18 protein-coding genes, 1 tRNA gene and 1 pseudogene are annotated in these 13,568 nt (G+C 57.6%); 10 read left to right on the top strand and 10 right to left on the bottom strand.

Translation table 11 applies throughout. The features are described from left to right. Nucleotides 1-3 precede the first annotated feature (3 nt). The 8 genes from ACFOPI_RS20715 (at nt 4) to ACFOPI_RS20680 (ending at nt 5,545) form a co-directional block, all read left to right on the top strand. Nucleotides 4-387 carry a DUF934 domain-containing protein gene (locus tag ACFOPI_RS20715; protein WP_382178196.1) on the top strand — a complete coding sequence of 128 codons (384 nt, stop codon included), beginning with the start codon at nt 4-6 and terminating at the stop codon, nt 385-387. 17 nt (nt 388-404) lie between these two features. Continuing rightward, nucleotides 405-1,028 carry a phosphoadenosine phosphosulfate reductase family protein gene (locus ACFOPI_RS20710; RefSeq protein WP_308327892.1) on the top strand — a complete coding sequence of 208 codons (624 nt, stop codon included), beginning with the start codon at nt 405-407 and terminating at the stop codon, nt 1,026-1,028. 34 nt (nt 1,029-1,062) lie between these two features. Beyond that, nucleotides 1,063-2,007 (top strand): sulfate adenylyltransferase subunit CysD, encoded by a 945-nt coding sequence (gene cysD, locus ACFOPI_RS20705; RefSeq protein WP_382178193.1) that lies wholly within the window; start codon nt 1,063-1,065, stop codon nt 2,005-2,007. A gap of 43 nt (nt 2,008-2,050) precedes the next feature. Then, nucleotides 2,051-3,355, top strand: a complete 1,305-nt coding sequence (locus tag ACFOPI_RS20700; protein WP_382178190.1) for a sulfate adenylyltransferase subunit 1 — start codon at nt 2,051-2,053, stop codon at nt 3,353-3,355. 108 nt (nt 3,356-3,463) lie between these two features. Continuing rightward, nucleotides 3,464-3,793, top strand: coding sequence for a ferredoxin FdxA (fdxA, locus tag ACFOPI_RS20695; RefSeq protein WP_382178188.1), 330 nt, complete (start codon nt 3,464-3,466; stop codon nt 3,791-3,793). A 10-nt stretch (nt 3,794-3,803) separates the two neighbouring features. Next, nucleotides 3,804-4,868, top strand: coding sequence for an NAD(P)/FAD-dependent oxidoreductase (locus tag ACFOPI_RS20690; protein ID WP_382178185.1), 1,065 nt, complete (start codon nt 3,804-3,806; stop codon nt 4,866-4,868). Between the two features lie 65 nt (nt 4,869-4,933). Further along, nucleotides 4,934-5,009: transfer RNA gene (locus ACFOPI_RS20685), tRNA-Asn, on the top strand. A gap of 371 nt (nt 5,010-5,380) precedes the next feature. Continuing rightward, the gene (locus ACFOPI_RS20680) at nt 5,381-5,545 is read left to right on the top strand and encodes a helix-turn-helix transcriptional regulator (protein ID WP_382178772.1); all 165 of its coding nucleotides are present in this window, start codon (nt 5,381-5,383) and stop codon (nt 5,543-5,545) included. Nucleotides 5,546-5,649: 104 nt separating this feature from the next. Here ACFOPI_RS20680 and ACFOPI_RS20675 read toward each other — a convergent pair whose 3' ends face one another. The 8 genes and pseudogenes from ACFOPI_RS20675 to ACFOPI_RS20640 all read right to left on the bottom strand — a co-directional run bounded on the left by ACFOPI_RS20675 (nt 5,650) and on the right by ACFOPI_RS20640 (nt 11,055). Then, nucleotides 5,650-6,108 carry an integrase core domain-containing protein gene (locus ACFOPI_RS20675; RefSeq protein ID WP_382178182.1) on the bottom strand — a complete coding sequence of 153 codons (459 nt, stop codon included), beginning with the start codon at nt 6,106-6,108 and terminating at the stop codon, nt 5,650-5,652. Between the two features lie 154 nt (nt 6,109-6,262). After that, nucleotides 6,263-6,463, bottom strand: a pseudogene (locus ACFOPI_RS20670) (IS3 family transposase); the annotation flags it as partial. Between the two features lie 32 nt (nt 6,464-6,495). Then, complete coding sequence (locus ACFOPI_RS20665) at nt 6,496-6,762, bottom strand: transposase (protein WP_382178180.1); 267 nt, start codon at nt 6,760-6,762, stop codon at nt 6,496-6,498. 86 nt (nt 6,763-6,848) lie between these two features. Continuing rightward, nucleotides 6,849-7,034: an integrase core domain-containing protein gene (locus ACFOPI_RS20660; RefSeq protein ID WP_382178769.1), complete on the bottom strand. Its 186-nt coding sequence runs from the start codon at nt 7,032-7,034 to the stop codon at nt 6,849-6,851. Nucleotides 7,035-7,049: 15 nt separating this feature from the next. Then, a complete protein-coding gene (locus ACFOPI_RS20655; RefSeq protein WP_382178177.1) occupies nt 7,050-7,604 on the bottom strand; it encodes a DDE-type integrase/transposase/recombinase in 555 nt (184 codons plus the stop codon). A 23-nt stretch (nt 7,605-7,627) separates the two neighbouring features. Continuing rightward, on the bottom strand, nt 7,628-7,894 hold the full coding sequence (locus ACFOPI_RS20650) for a transposase (protein ID WP_382178174.1): 267 nt from the start codon (nt 7,892-7,894) through the stop codon (nt 7,628-7,630). Between the two features lie 198 nt (nt 7,895-8,092). Next, on the bottom strand, nt 8,093-9,460 hold the full coding sequence (locus ACFOPI_RS20645; protein ID WP_382178173.1) for a GTP pyrophosphokinase: 1,368 nt from the start codon (nt 9,458-9,460) through the stop codon (nt 8,093-8,095). Further along, nucleotides 9,460-11,055, bottom strand: coding sequence for a P-loop ATPase, Sll1717 family (locus tag ACFOPI_RS20640; protein WP_382178171.1), 1,596 nt, complete (start codon nt 11,053-11,055; stop codon nt 9,460-9,462). The genes ACFOPI_RS20645 and ACFOPI_RS20640 overlap by 1 nt, the downstream gene beginning before the upstream one ends. 147 nt (nt 11,056-11,202) lie before the next feature. On the opposite strand from ACFOPI_RS20640, the gene ACFOPI_RS20635 reads away from it, so the two are divergent. Then, a complete protein-coding gene (locus tag ACFOPI_RS20635; protein ID WP_382178168.1) occupies nt 11,203-11,394 on the top strand; it encodes an IS66 family transposase in 192 nt (63 codons plus the stop codon). Between the two features lie 408 nt (nt 11,395-11,802). On the opposite strand, the gene ACFOPI_RS20630 is transcribed toward ACFOPI_RS20635, so the two are convergent. Then, on the bottom strand, nt 11,803-12,672 hold the full coding sequence (locus tag ACFOPI_RS20630) for an ImmA/IrrE family metallo-endopeptidase (RefSeq protein ID WP_382178165.1): 870 nt from the start codon (nt 12,670-12,672) through the stop codon (nt 11,803-11,805). A gap of 2 nt (nt 12,673-12,674) precedes the next feature. Next, on the bottom strand, nt 12,675-13,061 hold the full coding sequence (locus ACFOPI_RS20625; RefSeq protein WP_003454804.1) for a helix-turn-helix domain-containing protein: 387 nt from the start codon (nt 13,059-13,061) through the stop codon (nt 12,675-12,677). Between the two features lie 275 nt (nt 13,062-13,336). On the opposite strand from ACFOPI_RS20625, the gene ACFOPI_RS20620 reads away from it, so the two are divergent. After that, entirely contained in the window at nt 13,337-13,561 is a 225-nt protein-coding gene (locus ACFOPI_RS20620; RefSeq protein WP_382178160.1) for a DUF2188 domain-containing protein, read from the top strand. Nucleotides 13,562-13,568 lie beyond the last annotated feature (7 nt).

Here is a 13,568-nt window from a genome sequence, read left to right as displayed (position 1 = left end):
GACATGAAACCCACGATCCAACTCTTCAAGGCCGACAGCTTCAGCGCCGACGAGGCCGGCACCCTGACCCTGCCGAACGACGCCGATCCGCGCGAAGCGTCGCTGGAAGGCATTCACACCGTGCAACTGGAGTTCCCGTCGTTTGCCGATGGCCGCGCCTTCAGCCAGGCCTTCCTGCTGCGCCGCCGCCTGGGCTTCACCGGCCAGATTCGCGCCATCGGCGACGTGCTGATCGACCAGCTGGCGCAGATGCAGCGCAGCGGCTTCACCCAGGCCGTGCTGCGCGCCGACCAGAGCATCGAACACGGACAGAAGCTGCTGGTCCAGTACGACGCCTACTACCAGGGCGATGCCGTGGACACCCGCCCGCATTTCGCCCACGCCTGAGCACCAGGACGAACACCATGAGCACCATCGATCTCGCAAAAATCAACGCCGACATTGGCCGCGACGCTCCTGCCCTCGTGAAGTGGGCCCTGGGCCTGAATCAGCCTGCCATCGTCACCACCAACTTCCGCCCCTTTGAGGCCGTGATCCTGCACCTGGTCACCCAGGTGAACCCGGACGTGCCCGTGGTCTGGATGGACAACGGCTACAACACCGAGGCCACCTACCGCTTCGCCGACGAGGTGACGAAGCAGCTGAAGCTGAACCTGAAGATCTACCTGCCGCGGCGCTCGCGCGCGCACCGTGAGGCGGTCGAAGGGCCGACGCCCGCGCTGGACGATCCGCGCCACGCTGCCTTTACCGAAGAAGTGAAGCTCGAGCCCTTTGCCCGCGCCCTGCGCGAGACCGCGCCCAAGGTCTGGTTCACCGCCCTGCGCGCCACCGACACCGCTGTGCGCGCCCAGATGGATCCGGTGAGCATCAACCCGGATGGCCTCATCAAGGTCGCCCCGCTGCTGCACTGGACCTCCAAGGACCTGTACCACTACTGCGAACTGCACGGTCTGCCCAACAACTTCGACTACGTGGACCCGACCAAGGGTGAAGAGAACCGCGAGTGCGGCCTGCACCTGGCCCATTGAGGCCGGCCCACCGAACCGACTGCCGACAACGATCATGAACGCCCGTACCGATACCGCCGTGCTGCAACCTGCCGAACACCACCTGAGCAACGCCCACCTGGACGCGCTTGAAGAGGAAACCATCTTCATCCTGCGCGAGGTCGCAGCCGCCTTCGAGCGCCCCGCCCTGCTGTTCTCCGGCGGCAAGGACTCGCTGGTCATGCTCAAGTGCGCCGAGAAAGCATTTGGCGTCGGCCGCATTCCCTACCCGCTGCTGATGATCGACACCGGCCACAACTTTCCCGAGGTGACCGACTTCCGCGACTTCCGCGCCAAGGAACTGCAGGCCGAGCTGATCGTGCGCAGCGTCGAAGATTCGATGAAGCGCGGCACCGTGCGCCTGGCCCACCCGGGTGAGAGCCGCAACGTGCACCAGTCGGTCACCCTGCTCGAAGCGATTGAAGAGTTCCGTTTCGACGCCCTGATCGGCGGCGCACGCCGCGACGAAGAAAAGGCACGCGCCAAAGAGCGAATCTTTTCGCACCGCGACAGCTTCGGCCAGTGGCAACCCAAGGCCCAGCGCCCCGAACTCTGGACCCTGTTCAACACCCGCCTGGCCCCGGGCGAACACTTCCGCGTGTTCCCCATCAGCAACTGGACCGAGCTCGACGTCTGGCAGTACATCGAGCGCGAGGCCATCGCCCTGCCTTCGATTTACTACACCCACAAGCGCGAGGTGGTCGACCGCCGGGGCCTGCTGGTGCCGGTGACCGAACTGACCCCGCCCAAGGACGGTGAGACCGTGCAGATTCGCGATGTGCGCTTCCGTACCGTCGGCGACATCACCTGCACCTGCCCGGTGGAGAGCCTGGCCGCGACGGCCGGGGACATCGTGATCGAGACACTGGCTGCGGACGTCAGCGAGCGCGGCGCCACGCGCATGGACGACAAGACGTCGGAAGCTTCGATGGAGAAGCGAAAGAAAGACGGCTATTTCTGAAGCCACCTTCGGGCCCACGAACCGACATTTCCCCGGACATCCCATGAACGCTGTTGTTACCCCCTCCACCGCCGCCGACACCCGCACCGCACTGAAGTTCATCACCTGCGGCTCGGTCGATGACGGCAAGAGCACCCTGATCGGCCGCCTGCTGGTGGACAGCAAGGCCGTGCTGCAGGACCACCTGGCCGGCGTGCAGCGCCAGGGCGAGACCGACCTCGCGCTGCTGACCGACGGCCTCTCGGCCGAGCGCGAGCAAGGCATCACCATCGACGTCGCCTATCGCTACTTCAACACCGAAACGCGCAAGTTCATCATCGGCGATGCACCCGGCCACGAGCAGTACACCCGCAACATGGTGACTGCGGCCTCGGCTGCCGACGCCGCGGTGGTACTGGTCGATGCGACCAAGCTGGACTGGAAAGACCCCGGTCTCAAGCTGCTGCCGCAGACCCGCCGCCATTCGCTGCTCCTCAAGCTGCTGCGCGTGCCGTCCGTCGTGTTCGCCGTCAACAAGCTGGACGCGGTGGAAGACAGCGCACTGGCTTTCGCCCACATCTCGGGTGCCCTGAGTGCGTTTGCAGTGGACGCCGGCATCGCCGTCACCGCCACCGTGCCGGTGTCCGCGCTCAAGGGCTGGAACGTGGTCGACGCACCCGCGCAGGCCGGCTGGTGCGGCTATCAGGGCCCCACCCTGCTCGACATCCTGGAGCACCTGCCGGTGACCCGCCCCGACACCGAACTGCCGCTGGCCTTCCCGGTGCAGTGGGTGGAAAAGTTCTCGTCGTCTTCCGACACCAGTCAGGGTCGCCGCGTGTTCTGGGGCCGCGTCGCCACCGGTACCGTGCAACCTGGCCAGCAGGTCAAGGTCATGCCCAGTGGCCAGACGGCCACCGTGGCCCAGGTGCTCAACCACGTGCGCCAGCCCAAGGCCGTGGCGGCGGGCCACAGCGCCGGCATCGTGCTCGACCGCGAGGTCGATGTCTCGCGCGGCGACTGGCTGCTGGCCGTGGACGAACAAGGTCAATGCCTCGAAGCCAGCCGCGAAATCCGCGCCACCGTGGCGTGGATGGACGACGAAACCCTGGTCGCCGGCCGCGTCTACTGGGCGCTGCACGGCCACCGCTGGGTCAAGGCCAAGGTCAAACGCATCGTGCACAAGCTGGACATCCACACCCTGGCAGAAGAAGCTGCCACCCAGCTCGAACCCAACGCCATCGGCCACATTGAATTGGCGCTGCAGGAGCCGTTGGCCACCGCCCCGTTCGCACAGTCGCGTGCGCTGGGTTCGCTGGTGCTGGTCGACACCGCCAGCCACAGAACCTCCGGCGCCGTGCTGGTGAGCTGATGAGCTTCGCAGGCCGGGTTTAACCAATATCAAAGCCAAGGGCTTCCCCGGGCCTTACCCTCCTGCACCGCCTAAAATCACCGGTTTGATCGATTTTTCTCCCACACCATGACCCACGTCGTCACCGAAGCCTGCATCCGCTGCAAATACACCGACTGCGTCGACGTCTGCCCCGTCGACTGCTTCCGCGAAGGCCCGAACTTCCTGACCATCGATCCGGACGAGTGCATCGACTGTGCGGTCTGCATTCCCGAGTGCCCGGTCAGCGCCATCTTCGCCGAAGAGGATCTGCCCAAGGACCAGGTGCACATGACGGCGCTGAACGCCGAACTGGCCAAGCTGCCGAGCTGGAAGAGCATCACCAAACGCAAGGACCCTCTGCCCGACCACGAGGAGTGGAAAGACCGCACCGGCAAGCTGTCCGAACTCGTTCGCTGAACACCAGGAGATGGCGACCGATGACGTGATCGAGACCGATGCGGTCATCATCGGCGCCGGTCCTGTGGGCCTGTTCCAGGCTTTCCAGCTGGGGCTGTTGGAAATCCGGGCTCACATCATCGACGCGCTCCCGCACCCCGGCGGGCAGCCCGCAGAGCTCTATCCCGACAAGCCGATCTACGACATTCCTGCCGTGCCCGCCTGCACCGGCCAGGAGTTGACCGATGCGCTTTTGAAGCAGGTTCGACCCTTCGCGCCCACCTTTCATCTCGGTCAGACCGTATCCTGTGTCGAACGACAGGACGACGATCGCTTTCTGATATCGACCTCCCGCCAAATATCTCTGCTGACCAGGACGGTGTTCATCGCCGCCGGTGTGGGTGCCTTTGAACCGCGTCGCCTCAAACTCGATGGTCTGGAGAACTTTGAAGGCTCGCAGCTTTTCTTCTTTCCGCGCCTCGCGGAGCATGAAATCGGGCGTCGCGTGCTGGTGGTCGGAGACACCGACGGCGCCTTGCAATGGGCGCTTACCCTGGTGAACCATGGTGGCGTCGACGTGACGCTGATGCACCGCCGCGATGTGTTTCAGTCCGGTACGGACCTGCAGTCGCAGATGCGTGCACTTTGTTCGCAGGGCCGCATGCGACTGCTGATTGGTCAGGCCACAGCCTGCGAATCGAACGGCGAGCGGCTGAACGCTGTCACTGTCCTGCGTGCCGATGGCGCCGCCGAGCGGCTGGACGTTGACAGCGTGTATGTGATGCAAGGACTCTCACCGCGTCTAGGCCCCGTGGCCCAATGGGGACTCGCGCTAGAGCGCAAACAGCTGGTAGTCGACACATCAACGTTTTCCACCAGCGAGCCCGGCATCTTCGCTGTTGGCGACATCAACACATACCCGGGAAAGAAGAAGCTCATCGTCTGCGGCTTCCACGAGTGCGTGCTCGCAGCGTATGCGGCAGCCACGCGGGTGTTTCCCGGCAAAGCCATCCACCTCGAATACACCACCTCCAGCTCCCGGCTGCATCGTTTGCTGGAAGTGCAGCCCAACCCCCTGGACGGATCAGTCCCATAATTTTTTGCAGAAACTGCGGCTGAGCTTCCAAACATCATAAAAATCACACTATAATTTGAGGCTGTTCCCTGATAGCTCAGTCGGTAGAGCGACGGACTGTTAATCCGCAGGTCCCTGGTTCGAGTCCAGGTCGGGGAGCCAAGAAACACGAGAGTCAGCAGGTTAGCGCCTGCTGACTTTTTTGCTTTCTGGGTTTGGCTGGTGCCAGTCTGGTGCCAGTTTCTGGTCTGATGAACGTAGTGCAGAGAATCGTGCCAGTTGTGTTGCGTGCGAGCTGCACCAAGGCTTCGCCAGGCACCCTGTCAGAGACCCAACCGTCGAAACCACTGTCGTAAACGCGCTGCTCTGACAGTGAGAGCCCTGTGCACAAGATTTGACGGCGAATCCAGCATGACCAAGGGGCCAGCCGAGCCCTACAGTTGCCTTTATGCCTCCACCGGGAAAATGCCGTGCAACCGACACCAGCCACACCGACCACCACACACGATCAGGTACAGACCGTGTTTCTGCGCATGCCATCCGTCATGCAGATGACGGGCTTGGGTCGATCAACAATCTACAGGCTCATCGCCCAACAACAGTTCCCCTGCCCCGTTCGCCTCGGTGCGCGCGCAGTGGCTTGCCGCCGCAGCGAGCTGGATCTGTGGAGCCAGTCACGCCCAGCGACATCGCACTGATGTCGGACACGCTCAACCTTGTGTGGTCCCCTCGAATTCCTGAGCCAGTCAGAAGTAGAGGTTGGGGAACAGTGACGTTCCCCCGGAAACAGGACAGTTCTGAACTACAGGCTGGCCGCTTCGTTGGGTGGAACTGACCTGTTGTTGACGAACTCGTTCGGGGTCAGGTTACCGAGCGAGCTGTGTGGACGGTGGTGGTTGTAGTCGTCCTGCCAGATCTTCAATTTCTCCCGGGCATCGTGCAGTGTGACGAACTCGTTGACGTTGAGGAACTCGTCGCGCAGCCGGCCGTTGAACGACTCGATCAGGCCATTATCCGTGGGCTTTCCGGGACGGGTGTAGTCGAGTTTGATCCCTCGCCGATACGCCCATTCGTCCAGCGCTTTCGAGGTGAATTCCGTCCCGTTGTCCACGGTGATTGCCTTGGGCCAACCGCGCGGTGCCTGCGACCTCGTCCAGCGCCTGCGCCACGCACCGGCCTGACAGCCGGAAGTTGGCCTCCAGGCATACACTCTCGCGACTCCACTGATCGATGACCGTGAGGATGCGAAACGCGCGGCCATCGTGTGTCTGGTCGTGCACGAAGTCCATGCTCCAGTGCTGATTCGCGCCCGTGGGCTTCTGCGGTTTGCCGCGCAACAGGGCAATGCGTTTGCGCCGCTTGACCTTCATGCGCAACTGCAGGCCTTCGAGCCGGTACAGGCGATACACCCGCGTTTTCCCCACCGGCCAGCCTTCGCGTTTGAGCATCACCAACACCCTCAGGTAGCCAAACCGCGGCCGGCTCAGCGCGATGTCCCGGATGCGCTGGCGCAGCGCACCCTGGTCGCGTGCCTCGCTCTTGGCATACCAGCTTGAGCGCTGCAACAGCGCCAGTCGGCACGAGCGATGCACGCTGAGCTTGAAACGCTCCTGCATCCAGGCTGCCAGCTCGCGGCGCTTGGCAGCCCTCAGAGCTTTTTTTTGACGACCTCCTGAAGGATCTGCATGTCCAGCGTCAGATCGGCCACGATGCGCCGAAGGCGCGCGTTCTCATCTTCAAGCTGCCTGAGCTTGCGCAACTCGCTCACGCCCAGCTCGCCGTACTTCTTCTTCCACGTGTAGAACGTGGCCTCCGAGATGCCGATCTGGCGGCACACGTCCACCACCGGCGTGCCGCCGTCGGCCATCCGCAGCGCATAGGCGATCTGCTCCTCGCTGAATCGGGACTTCTTCATCGCTTCTCCTTGCCCCTCTCGGGGCCTCGGGAAGCAACCGTACCTCTAGTTTTGACCTGTCGCGGTTTTCCGGGGGAACGTCAGATTCAGCCGAGGGCGTCATGGGGGCGGAGGTGGTTGTATCGGTGCAGCCAGTCGGCTGTCATGTCGCGCACCTCCTGCAGTGAATCGAAGACGTAGCAGTTCAGCACCTCGGTGCGGTAGGTCTTGTTGAATCGTTCGACATAGGCGTTCTGCGTGGGCTTGCCGGGCTGGATGTGCTGTAGGGCGATGCCTTTGCTCTGAGCCTACTGGGCCAGCGCTTGGGCGATGAACTCAGGGCCGTTGTCCAGGCGAATCGACAGCGGCGCACCTCGCACCTCCACCAGCTCGTTGAGCGCCCGTATGACGCGCGCAGCCGGCAGGCTGGTGTCAACTTCGATGCGCAGGCCCTCGCGGTTGAACTCGTCGATGACGTTGAAGGTCCTGAATCGCCTGCCGGACCACAACGCATCAGACATGAAGTCACAACTCCAGCCCTGGTTGGGCTGGCCTGCTGCGTGTAGTGGTTGCTTGATGCGCGAAGGCAGCCGTTTCATGCCCCGCCGTGGCAGATTCAGCCGCAGCTCGCAGTAGACGCGCCAGAGCACCGTTTTGCCCCAGGGCTTGCCTTGGTGACGGGCGCTGTCGTACAGCAGGCCAAAGCCGTGGCATGGGTTGAGCGCCATGTGCGTCTGGATGAAGGTGATGACCCCGGAGTCGTCGCGTGCAACAGGCCGGTAGCGCAGTGTGGAGCGGGCAATGCCGCTGGCCTGGCAGGCACGTCGCTCGCTCATGCCGTGCTCGTCAACGAGGGCACGCACGACCAGCTCACGACGCTGCGGGGTCAAAGCTTTCGGTCAACGACGTCCTTCAGAGCGTGGTGCATCAACGTCAGGTCGGCGTACATGCGTTTGAGCTTGGCGTTCTCGTCCTGCAGCTGGCGAAGCAGCGACAGGTGCGAGACCGTCATGCCCGAGAACTGGCTCTTCCACTTGTAGTACGTCGGCTCGCTGATGCCGTGCTTCCTGCACGTCTCGCCGACCTTCGCGCCCATCTCGACTTCCTTCAGGATGCCGACTATCTGCGCCTCACTGAATCTGGATTTCTTCATGTAGAGACTCCGTCTGAGGGAAATCTCTACCTCCGGCTGGTTCAGGTTTTTTGGAGGGGACCTCAATACTATCGAAATTATATACGAATCCTTGCGCAGCCAGAATAACGACACCAACTCAAACTCAGTTAGCCACCTGGTAGGGTTGAAAGGAGGCTACAACATGCAGTGGAGTAAACCAGTCTGGCGGACCATCGCTCATTGGAGCTCTGCATTGAGCTCCACTGGGACTTCATTCAGACCAATTGCCACCAAAACAATGGCAGTGGAATTTCCGTCAATGACCAAAAAATCATCAGACTGCCGGATCACGCTAATAGGCCTCCGCCGCGAAATCCTCCCATTCGCCGCCTCCTTCATTTTATCAATTGCACCTCTAATCCCAGTTGGACGCGCCCGAGTAAGAATGAGTTGATTTGGCTGCACAAGCATGCATTGGACGCCATCTGTTACATAAGACCTCCAAGATTTCTTCATTCCATCGCAAAGATCCACCACTTCTTTAGGAACTGCGTAGTCCGACACCCCGTTATCCTCACGAATCCGCAGTCCATTGAATACTGAAGGAGGGTCATTCACCACGCCCAAATGTAGAATATTCAAAACTCGTCTTCGCATATGGAGTGGCACTAACCCGCGATAGCGACTCTCATCCAATCCGAATAGAGCAAGCTTCAATTTTGCTCCGGAATCCCGAAATCCATATTTGGGGTAGTCTATCTTGCCAAATTTATTCCAAGCCTTACCGATATCCATCAAAAATACTTGCAGGGCCACAACTTCATCAGTAGCATCAATTTCATCCTTCACTGTCTCAAAATTGATTCTCAAGTCATCTTCATTAAGATCGACGGCGACTATCGAACAACATTTCAAAAAGAATTCATGCCAAGATAGAGCAACCAACACGGGGGAAATTGAGGTACTTTGCGGGGCTCTACTCATGGATTCCATATTTTCGTCAAGGTTTTCCAACATAGCGGCATTTCTGGCAAACGATCTGATATGATATTCATCCATCAGATTGCTCCGCTTGTACAAAAGCCTATGGCTATGCCTAGCCCATGCATCAGATAGTATTGTTCTTACCTGAACCTCTACCCCAATAAAAGGGCGAAGAGGTGAATTCACAAGTCGGCTATCCGAAAAAGGAAAATTTATATGAACTGCTCTGTACCCAAACCGAGAACCTCTATTCGGATCATGGATCGTGAGCTTCTGATCCAATACAGATCCAACAAAAAACTGGGTTATTAAGTCGCCTATTAGATCGACTTCATAGTTGAAAAATGCAACAACCCGAACACCGACTATATCATTAGTGTTCTGTAGAAATTCTTCAAAAGAAAGGGGAGACTGTGGAACTCCATGCTTCCGAATGTAGTTCTCACGTATACTATCAAACGACTTTGTGCGACTCTCAATTCTGTCGATACTCTGCAGTTGATCAAGGAGGAGGGTTGCAATCTGCGCTTGAGCAATCTTTCGGATTGGATCGGCGATTCGCTCAAGCTCAACATATTTTTGAGCGACAAGGCCAAAGACGTCACTTGGCGACTCGTCCATTACCTAAAATCCACGAGTAGCGACTTCGCAACACCGTAGTGCATCACATACCGCCCACTAGTCGGCACCTTTGGTCGAAGGTTCGCGAACGATCGCTTGCGAAAGGAATAGTTTGTAAAAACTTTTGCTTCGCCATTGCGAAAGACTTTTTCCTCATAGTAGCCAAGAACATTTAGATCAAACATAAACTGCAACGTGATGTCGGCCGTAGCAAATGATGGCACGGTGACTTTTTTGTTGCGCGAGTTGTATTCAAGATAATCCAAGTGTGCTTTACAAAAATTCTCATAGGTAAAGACACGATCACGTTTGTCAATATATTTACCAAGAAAGCCGTTAGTGAAATCGAGAAACTGTTGATACTCTTCATTGGTATAGTAGAAAGAGAGTTGGTCTCGAATTTCCAACATCAAGTATCGACTATAGCTATCACCTATGTCTCTGTCTTTAAAAACATCGGCCTCAAATTGCATGACCCCACCTCGACCGGTTGTCTCATAAAAATCTTTCATTAGCCCAAGATACTTAAGTATGTCTCTCGGCTTGTAGAATGAATGGCGCAAGAACAATATGAACGGATTGTCGCCGCTGGCGCTAGCCCGGCTTTCGACTTTAAAGGGAAAATACTTCTCCCATGTTTGACCTGGGTACAGTCTCTCAGCTTCATCTTGTTGCGAGTACAGGACGCGGTCGGTAAACTTAAATATTTCGGAATCTGCAAAGTTAGGGTAACGAGTTCCCCACTCCACAAGATGTGAATGATTCTGCAGCATGGGCCCACGATTCTGAAATGGAACAGTTTCCAATATATCAGGCCTCAGCAAAAGTGTTATTTTTATTTGAGGCTCAATGCGTGCCAGCTGGGTCGAATTGATAACCCAGATAGCATTGCAGATACTTGATACAACTGTCAGATAGTCGTGATATGAGACTTCATCTGGTCTTACATCCAAGCCATCGATAAACATGGCAAACTGGAGCGCATTGGAGTAATCAGCAAGAGCAGCAACACATAAATCTGAAAGTCGAGTTATCTTAAATATTGGCTTTGCCGATGAAACAACACTTTCAGGCAATCCTAAATTTGCCGACGATGCAAATTTATCGAATAGCGAGTCGATTTGTGATGCAATTTCAATCGATTGCGAGATCGTCCGAACTTGACCCCCTAAACTAATGGTTCGAATCGCCCCCATAAAATGTGACAGAGTGGGGTTCTTTGTCAGAGAGGTTCTTTCATCAATGTTGTTTATCAAGAGGATGATGAACGTAAATACCCAAAGACTGGAATATTGCGAGGCCTCAATACCAAGAGACGAGGCAACTTCTCTAAAGCGCGTGAAGTCGTTTTTATCGAAAAACTCAGTATCAGCGACAAAACTCGATCCCATGTAGAGAGATGCATAGACAGCATAGGCTGTCTTGCCGGTGCCTTTTTCCCCTAACAAAAAATAGACATCAGGATCAATAGCTCTTTCAAGGTGTTTGGACTTGTAGAATGACTTTCGAAAGAATTCAGATAGTGGATCACCTGGGTTTTGGAGGTAGCGCTGTGCATCGATGAAACCAAACTCAAGCTGGGATATAGTTTTCATAATATATTAATTAATTTATTAATTTTCGTCACATAGCGAGTGGTGTGGCCTGCCAATTACTCAAAGTGGGAAGCAAAGGTAGCCCGTTAGACCACAGCTCTTGACTTGGTCATTCCAGTATCATGCAGAAACACGACTATTTCAAGTATGTGCTCGCTCTACCTGTCCTGGGCCAAGCTGGAGCGCTTCGTCAACAGCAGTAACCATCCACTAGAAAACAACGGCCTTGGGAATTCGATCCGCCCATTTGTCGTCGGAAGACGCAACCGTCTCTTCGCCGACACCTTAGTCGGCGCCACCGCGAGCGCCAACGTGTACTCGTTGCTTGAGACTTGCTAGGGTCAACTGCGTACCAGTATCTGAGGGTGTTGCTGGTGGCACTCCCGCGCGACAGGACTGTCGATGACTACGAGGCCTTGCTTCTTTGGCGCCTCACTGAGTTCAGTATCTGAGCTCCGAGACAGCGCGAGGGGTCCGGCCCATTGACCCTTTCCGATGTTTCGATCCGTTTGAATCGATAATGTTTCCAAACAACCATGTTCCATGGGACAAAGTGGCTGTACGGGCTAGAGGGGCAGCAATCCAATTTCGAGCACGCGGTTCTGTTGCTCCGGGCTGATATCGGCCTTGACGACAAACGACAAGGCTTGTAGCCAGGCTTGCAGTGAGGGGCTTGCACGCCCGCTACATCACTGCGAACTCCAGTGATTGATGTGCCGGATAGGCGTCGGCGTTGGCCATGTGTTGCTAACGACGTTTGCTCCGCCCGGGCCAAGGCAGTTGTCCGGTAAGTTCTGCCAAGCCGCCATCGTCTTCGACGCGCACACCGAAGCGGTTCACTTCGACCTCAGGCAAGTCTTCGCTGTCGAACCACAGCAGCGACGTCGTGATATCTGTGCGTGCGTAGTGTCTAGACAGTTCCCAGAGGTCGAAACCCTTTTCCCAGTTGTCGAACCAGATATCTTGTGCAACCTCATCCGTGTCGGCAGCACTGCTGCCTGAAGAACGGAGACGGTGGGCCACAGAGCCGATAGGGATGGCAGACCTGGGAGATATCCAAGCCCCAGCCTGCCGCAAGCTGGTCGAGCGGGCCGCGTAGCGCACTGCACCGCGCTCCATCGTGACGAAGGCACACGGGATGTCGCTGAGGGAGGCGAATCGCGACGCTGCGGCGGGAAAGGATGTGCAGAACAAATCCGCCATGCGCTGGATCAGTTCCAGCGAAGGTTCGTCCTTGGGCACAAGCGACAGCCACTGCTGATACGGCATAAGCAACTCGGTGGCGAAGGTGTCGCACGCGATTTCGTTCGGATGGCGCTTCGCATAGGACCAGGACGGCACTTCTTCGTGGCTGGAGTCCAGCGCAAGGACGATATGAGCGATCTCGTGGCAGATGGTGAAGCGCTGGCGCTCTTCTGTCTCCAGCGAGTTCACCGTGATCACGTGCTTGCCGTTCGGCTTGGTGATCGTGTAGCCAGACTCCCCCTCACCAAGCTCCTCCTTCTTGACCTTGGCGTTGGCCTCGACGACATAGGGCGTCAGATCTTGCCGGATGTCGGACGCATCGACCTTCGCAACGAACGCACGTGCTTTCTGTCTGACATCCGCTTCATCCATGTTCAGTCGTCCTCGTCCTCGAATGCTCGCTGTATCCGGGCGATCAGTGTCGCGGGATCGGGTCTTGTATTTCCACGATGCCTCACGCCTGCTGCAGCCGAAAAGATGTCGATGCTGATGGAAGGATCGTTCAGCACGAATTCAACAAGGCGGGGATCGGCCTCCGCATGGTCGACAAGCCACATCACCAGCGCAGCATCTCTTTCACCTGGTTTAAGAACCTTCAGCAGCTTCTCGACTAAGTCCACTGACGGATTTGTCTTCTCGCCCGACTCCAGCCGGTGGACATAGGCATGGTCCACCGAAGACAGTTGACCGATTTCGCGCAATGAGAGGGTTCTGCGCTCGCGTAGCGTCTTGAGGGCGACGCCCAGGCCTGTTTGTGACATCCGTTCCGTTCCTTGTGGCTGCGGCAGACACCGGTTTGTGTCCGGCCCGAAGCAGTTGCGTTCTGCGGCACCAAGCCCACCATTTGCAGCTTGGCACCAAGTCTGATACATTGTTGTCCAGCCAGACAACAGAAGTGAGTTCTACGAATGCAGAAAGTTGATTTGGCTTGACTCGCCCGTTGTCTGCAAGAGCAACGATTTTGCTTCAACCGGGAGTCATTGGCAACCCAGCCGGCTGGCTGGGGTCTCGATGGTTCAACTTTAGGAAATTCGCCATGACAGGCAAAAATCAGCACGTAGTTCCTCACCAGGACGGTTGGGCCGTCAAGGGCGCCGGCAATCAGCGGGCAACCTCCGTGCACGACACGCAGCAACAGGCCATTGACGCGGCGCGGAACATCGCACGCAACCAGCAGTCCGAACTGGTCATCCACCGTCCGGACGGTCGCATCCGTGACAAGGACAGCCACGGTAACGACTCCTTCCCGCCGAAGGGCTGAGCGCCAT

The organism is Hydrogenophaga luteola, assembly GCF_042648585.1.
Lineage (GTDB): Bacteria > Pseudomonadota > Gammaproteobacteria > Burkholderiales > Burkholderiaceae_C > Hydrogenophaga > Hydrogenophaga luteola.
The sequence above is the reverse complement of the archived record's forward strand: the minus strand, read 5'-3'. Positions and strand labels throughout refer to the sequence as shown.

Bases quoted from the DNA above. Each gene is read 5' to 3' on its own strand.
- ACFOPI_RS20715 (WP_382178196.1), top strand. From the start codon at position 4: ATGAAACCCACGATCCAACTCTTCAAGGCCGACAGCTTCAGCGCCGAC.
- ACFOPI_RS20710 (WP_308327892.1), top strand. From the start codon at position 405: ATGAGCACCATCGATCTCGCAAAAATCAACGCCGACATTGGCCGCGAC.
- cysD (WP_382178193.1), top strand. From the start codon at position 1,063: ATGAACGCCCGTACCGATACCGCCGTGCTGCAACCTGCCGAACACCAC.
- ACFOPI_RS20700 (WP_382178190.1), top strand. From the start codon at position 2,051: ATGAACGCTGTTGTTACCCCCTCCACCGCCGCCGACACCCGCACCGCA.
- fdxA (WP_382178188.1), top strand. From the start codon at position 3,464: ATGACCCACGTCGTCACCGAAGCCTGCATCCGCTGCAAATACACCGAC.
- ACFOPI_RS20690 (WP_382178185.1), top strand. From the start codon at position 3,804: ATGGCGACCGATGACGTGATCGAGACCGATGCGGTCATCATCGGCGCC.
- ACFOPI_RS20680 (WP_382178772.1), top strand. From the start codon at position 5,381: ATGCCATCCGTCATGCAGATGACGGGCTTGGGTCGATCAACAATCTAC.
- ACFOPI_RS20675 (WP_382178182.1), bottom strand. From the start codon at position 6,108: ATGGCCGCGCGTTTCGCATCCTCACGGTCATCGATCAGTGGAGTCGCG.
- ACFOPI_RS20665 (WP_382178180.1), bottom strand. From the start codon at position 6,762: ATGAAGAAGTCCCGATTCAGCGAGGAGCAGATCGCCTATGCGCTGCGG.
- ACFOPI_RS20650 (WP_382178174.1), bottom strand. From the start codon at position 7,894: ATGAAGAAATCCAGATTCAGTGAGGCGCAGATAGTCGGCATCCTGAAG.
- ACFOPI_RS20645 (WP_382178173.1), bottom strand. From the start codon at position 9,460: ATGGACGAGTCGCCAAGTGACGTCTTTGGCCTTGTCGCTCAAAAATAT.
- ACFOPI_RS20640 (WP_382178171.1), bottom strand. From the start codon at position 11,055: ATGAAAACTATATCCCAGCTTGAGTTTGGTTTCATCGATGCACAGCGC.
- ACFOPI_RS20635 (WP_382178168.1), top strand. From the start codon at position 11,203: ATGTGCTCGCTCTACCTGTCCTGGGCCAAGCTGGAGCGCTTCGTCAAC.
- ACFOPI_RS20630 (WP_382178165.1), bottom strand. From the start codon at position 12,672: ATGGATGAAGCGGATGTCAGACAGAAAGCACGTGCGTTCGTTGCGAAG.
- ACFOPI_RS20625 (WP_003454804.1), bottom strand. From the start codon at position 13,061: ATGTCACAAACAGGCCTGGGCGTCGCCCTCAAGACGCTACGCGAGCGC.
- ACFOPI_RS20620 (WP_382178160.1), top strand. From the start codon at position 13,337: ATGACAGGCAAAAATCAGCACGTAGTTCCTCACCAGGACGGTTGGGCC.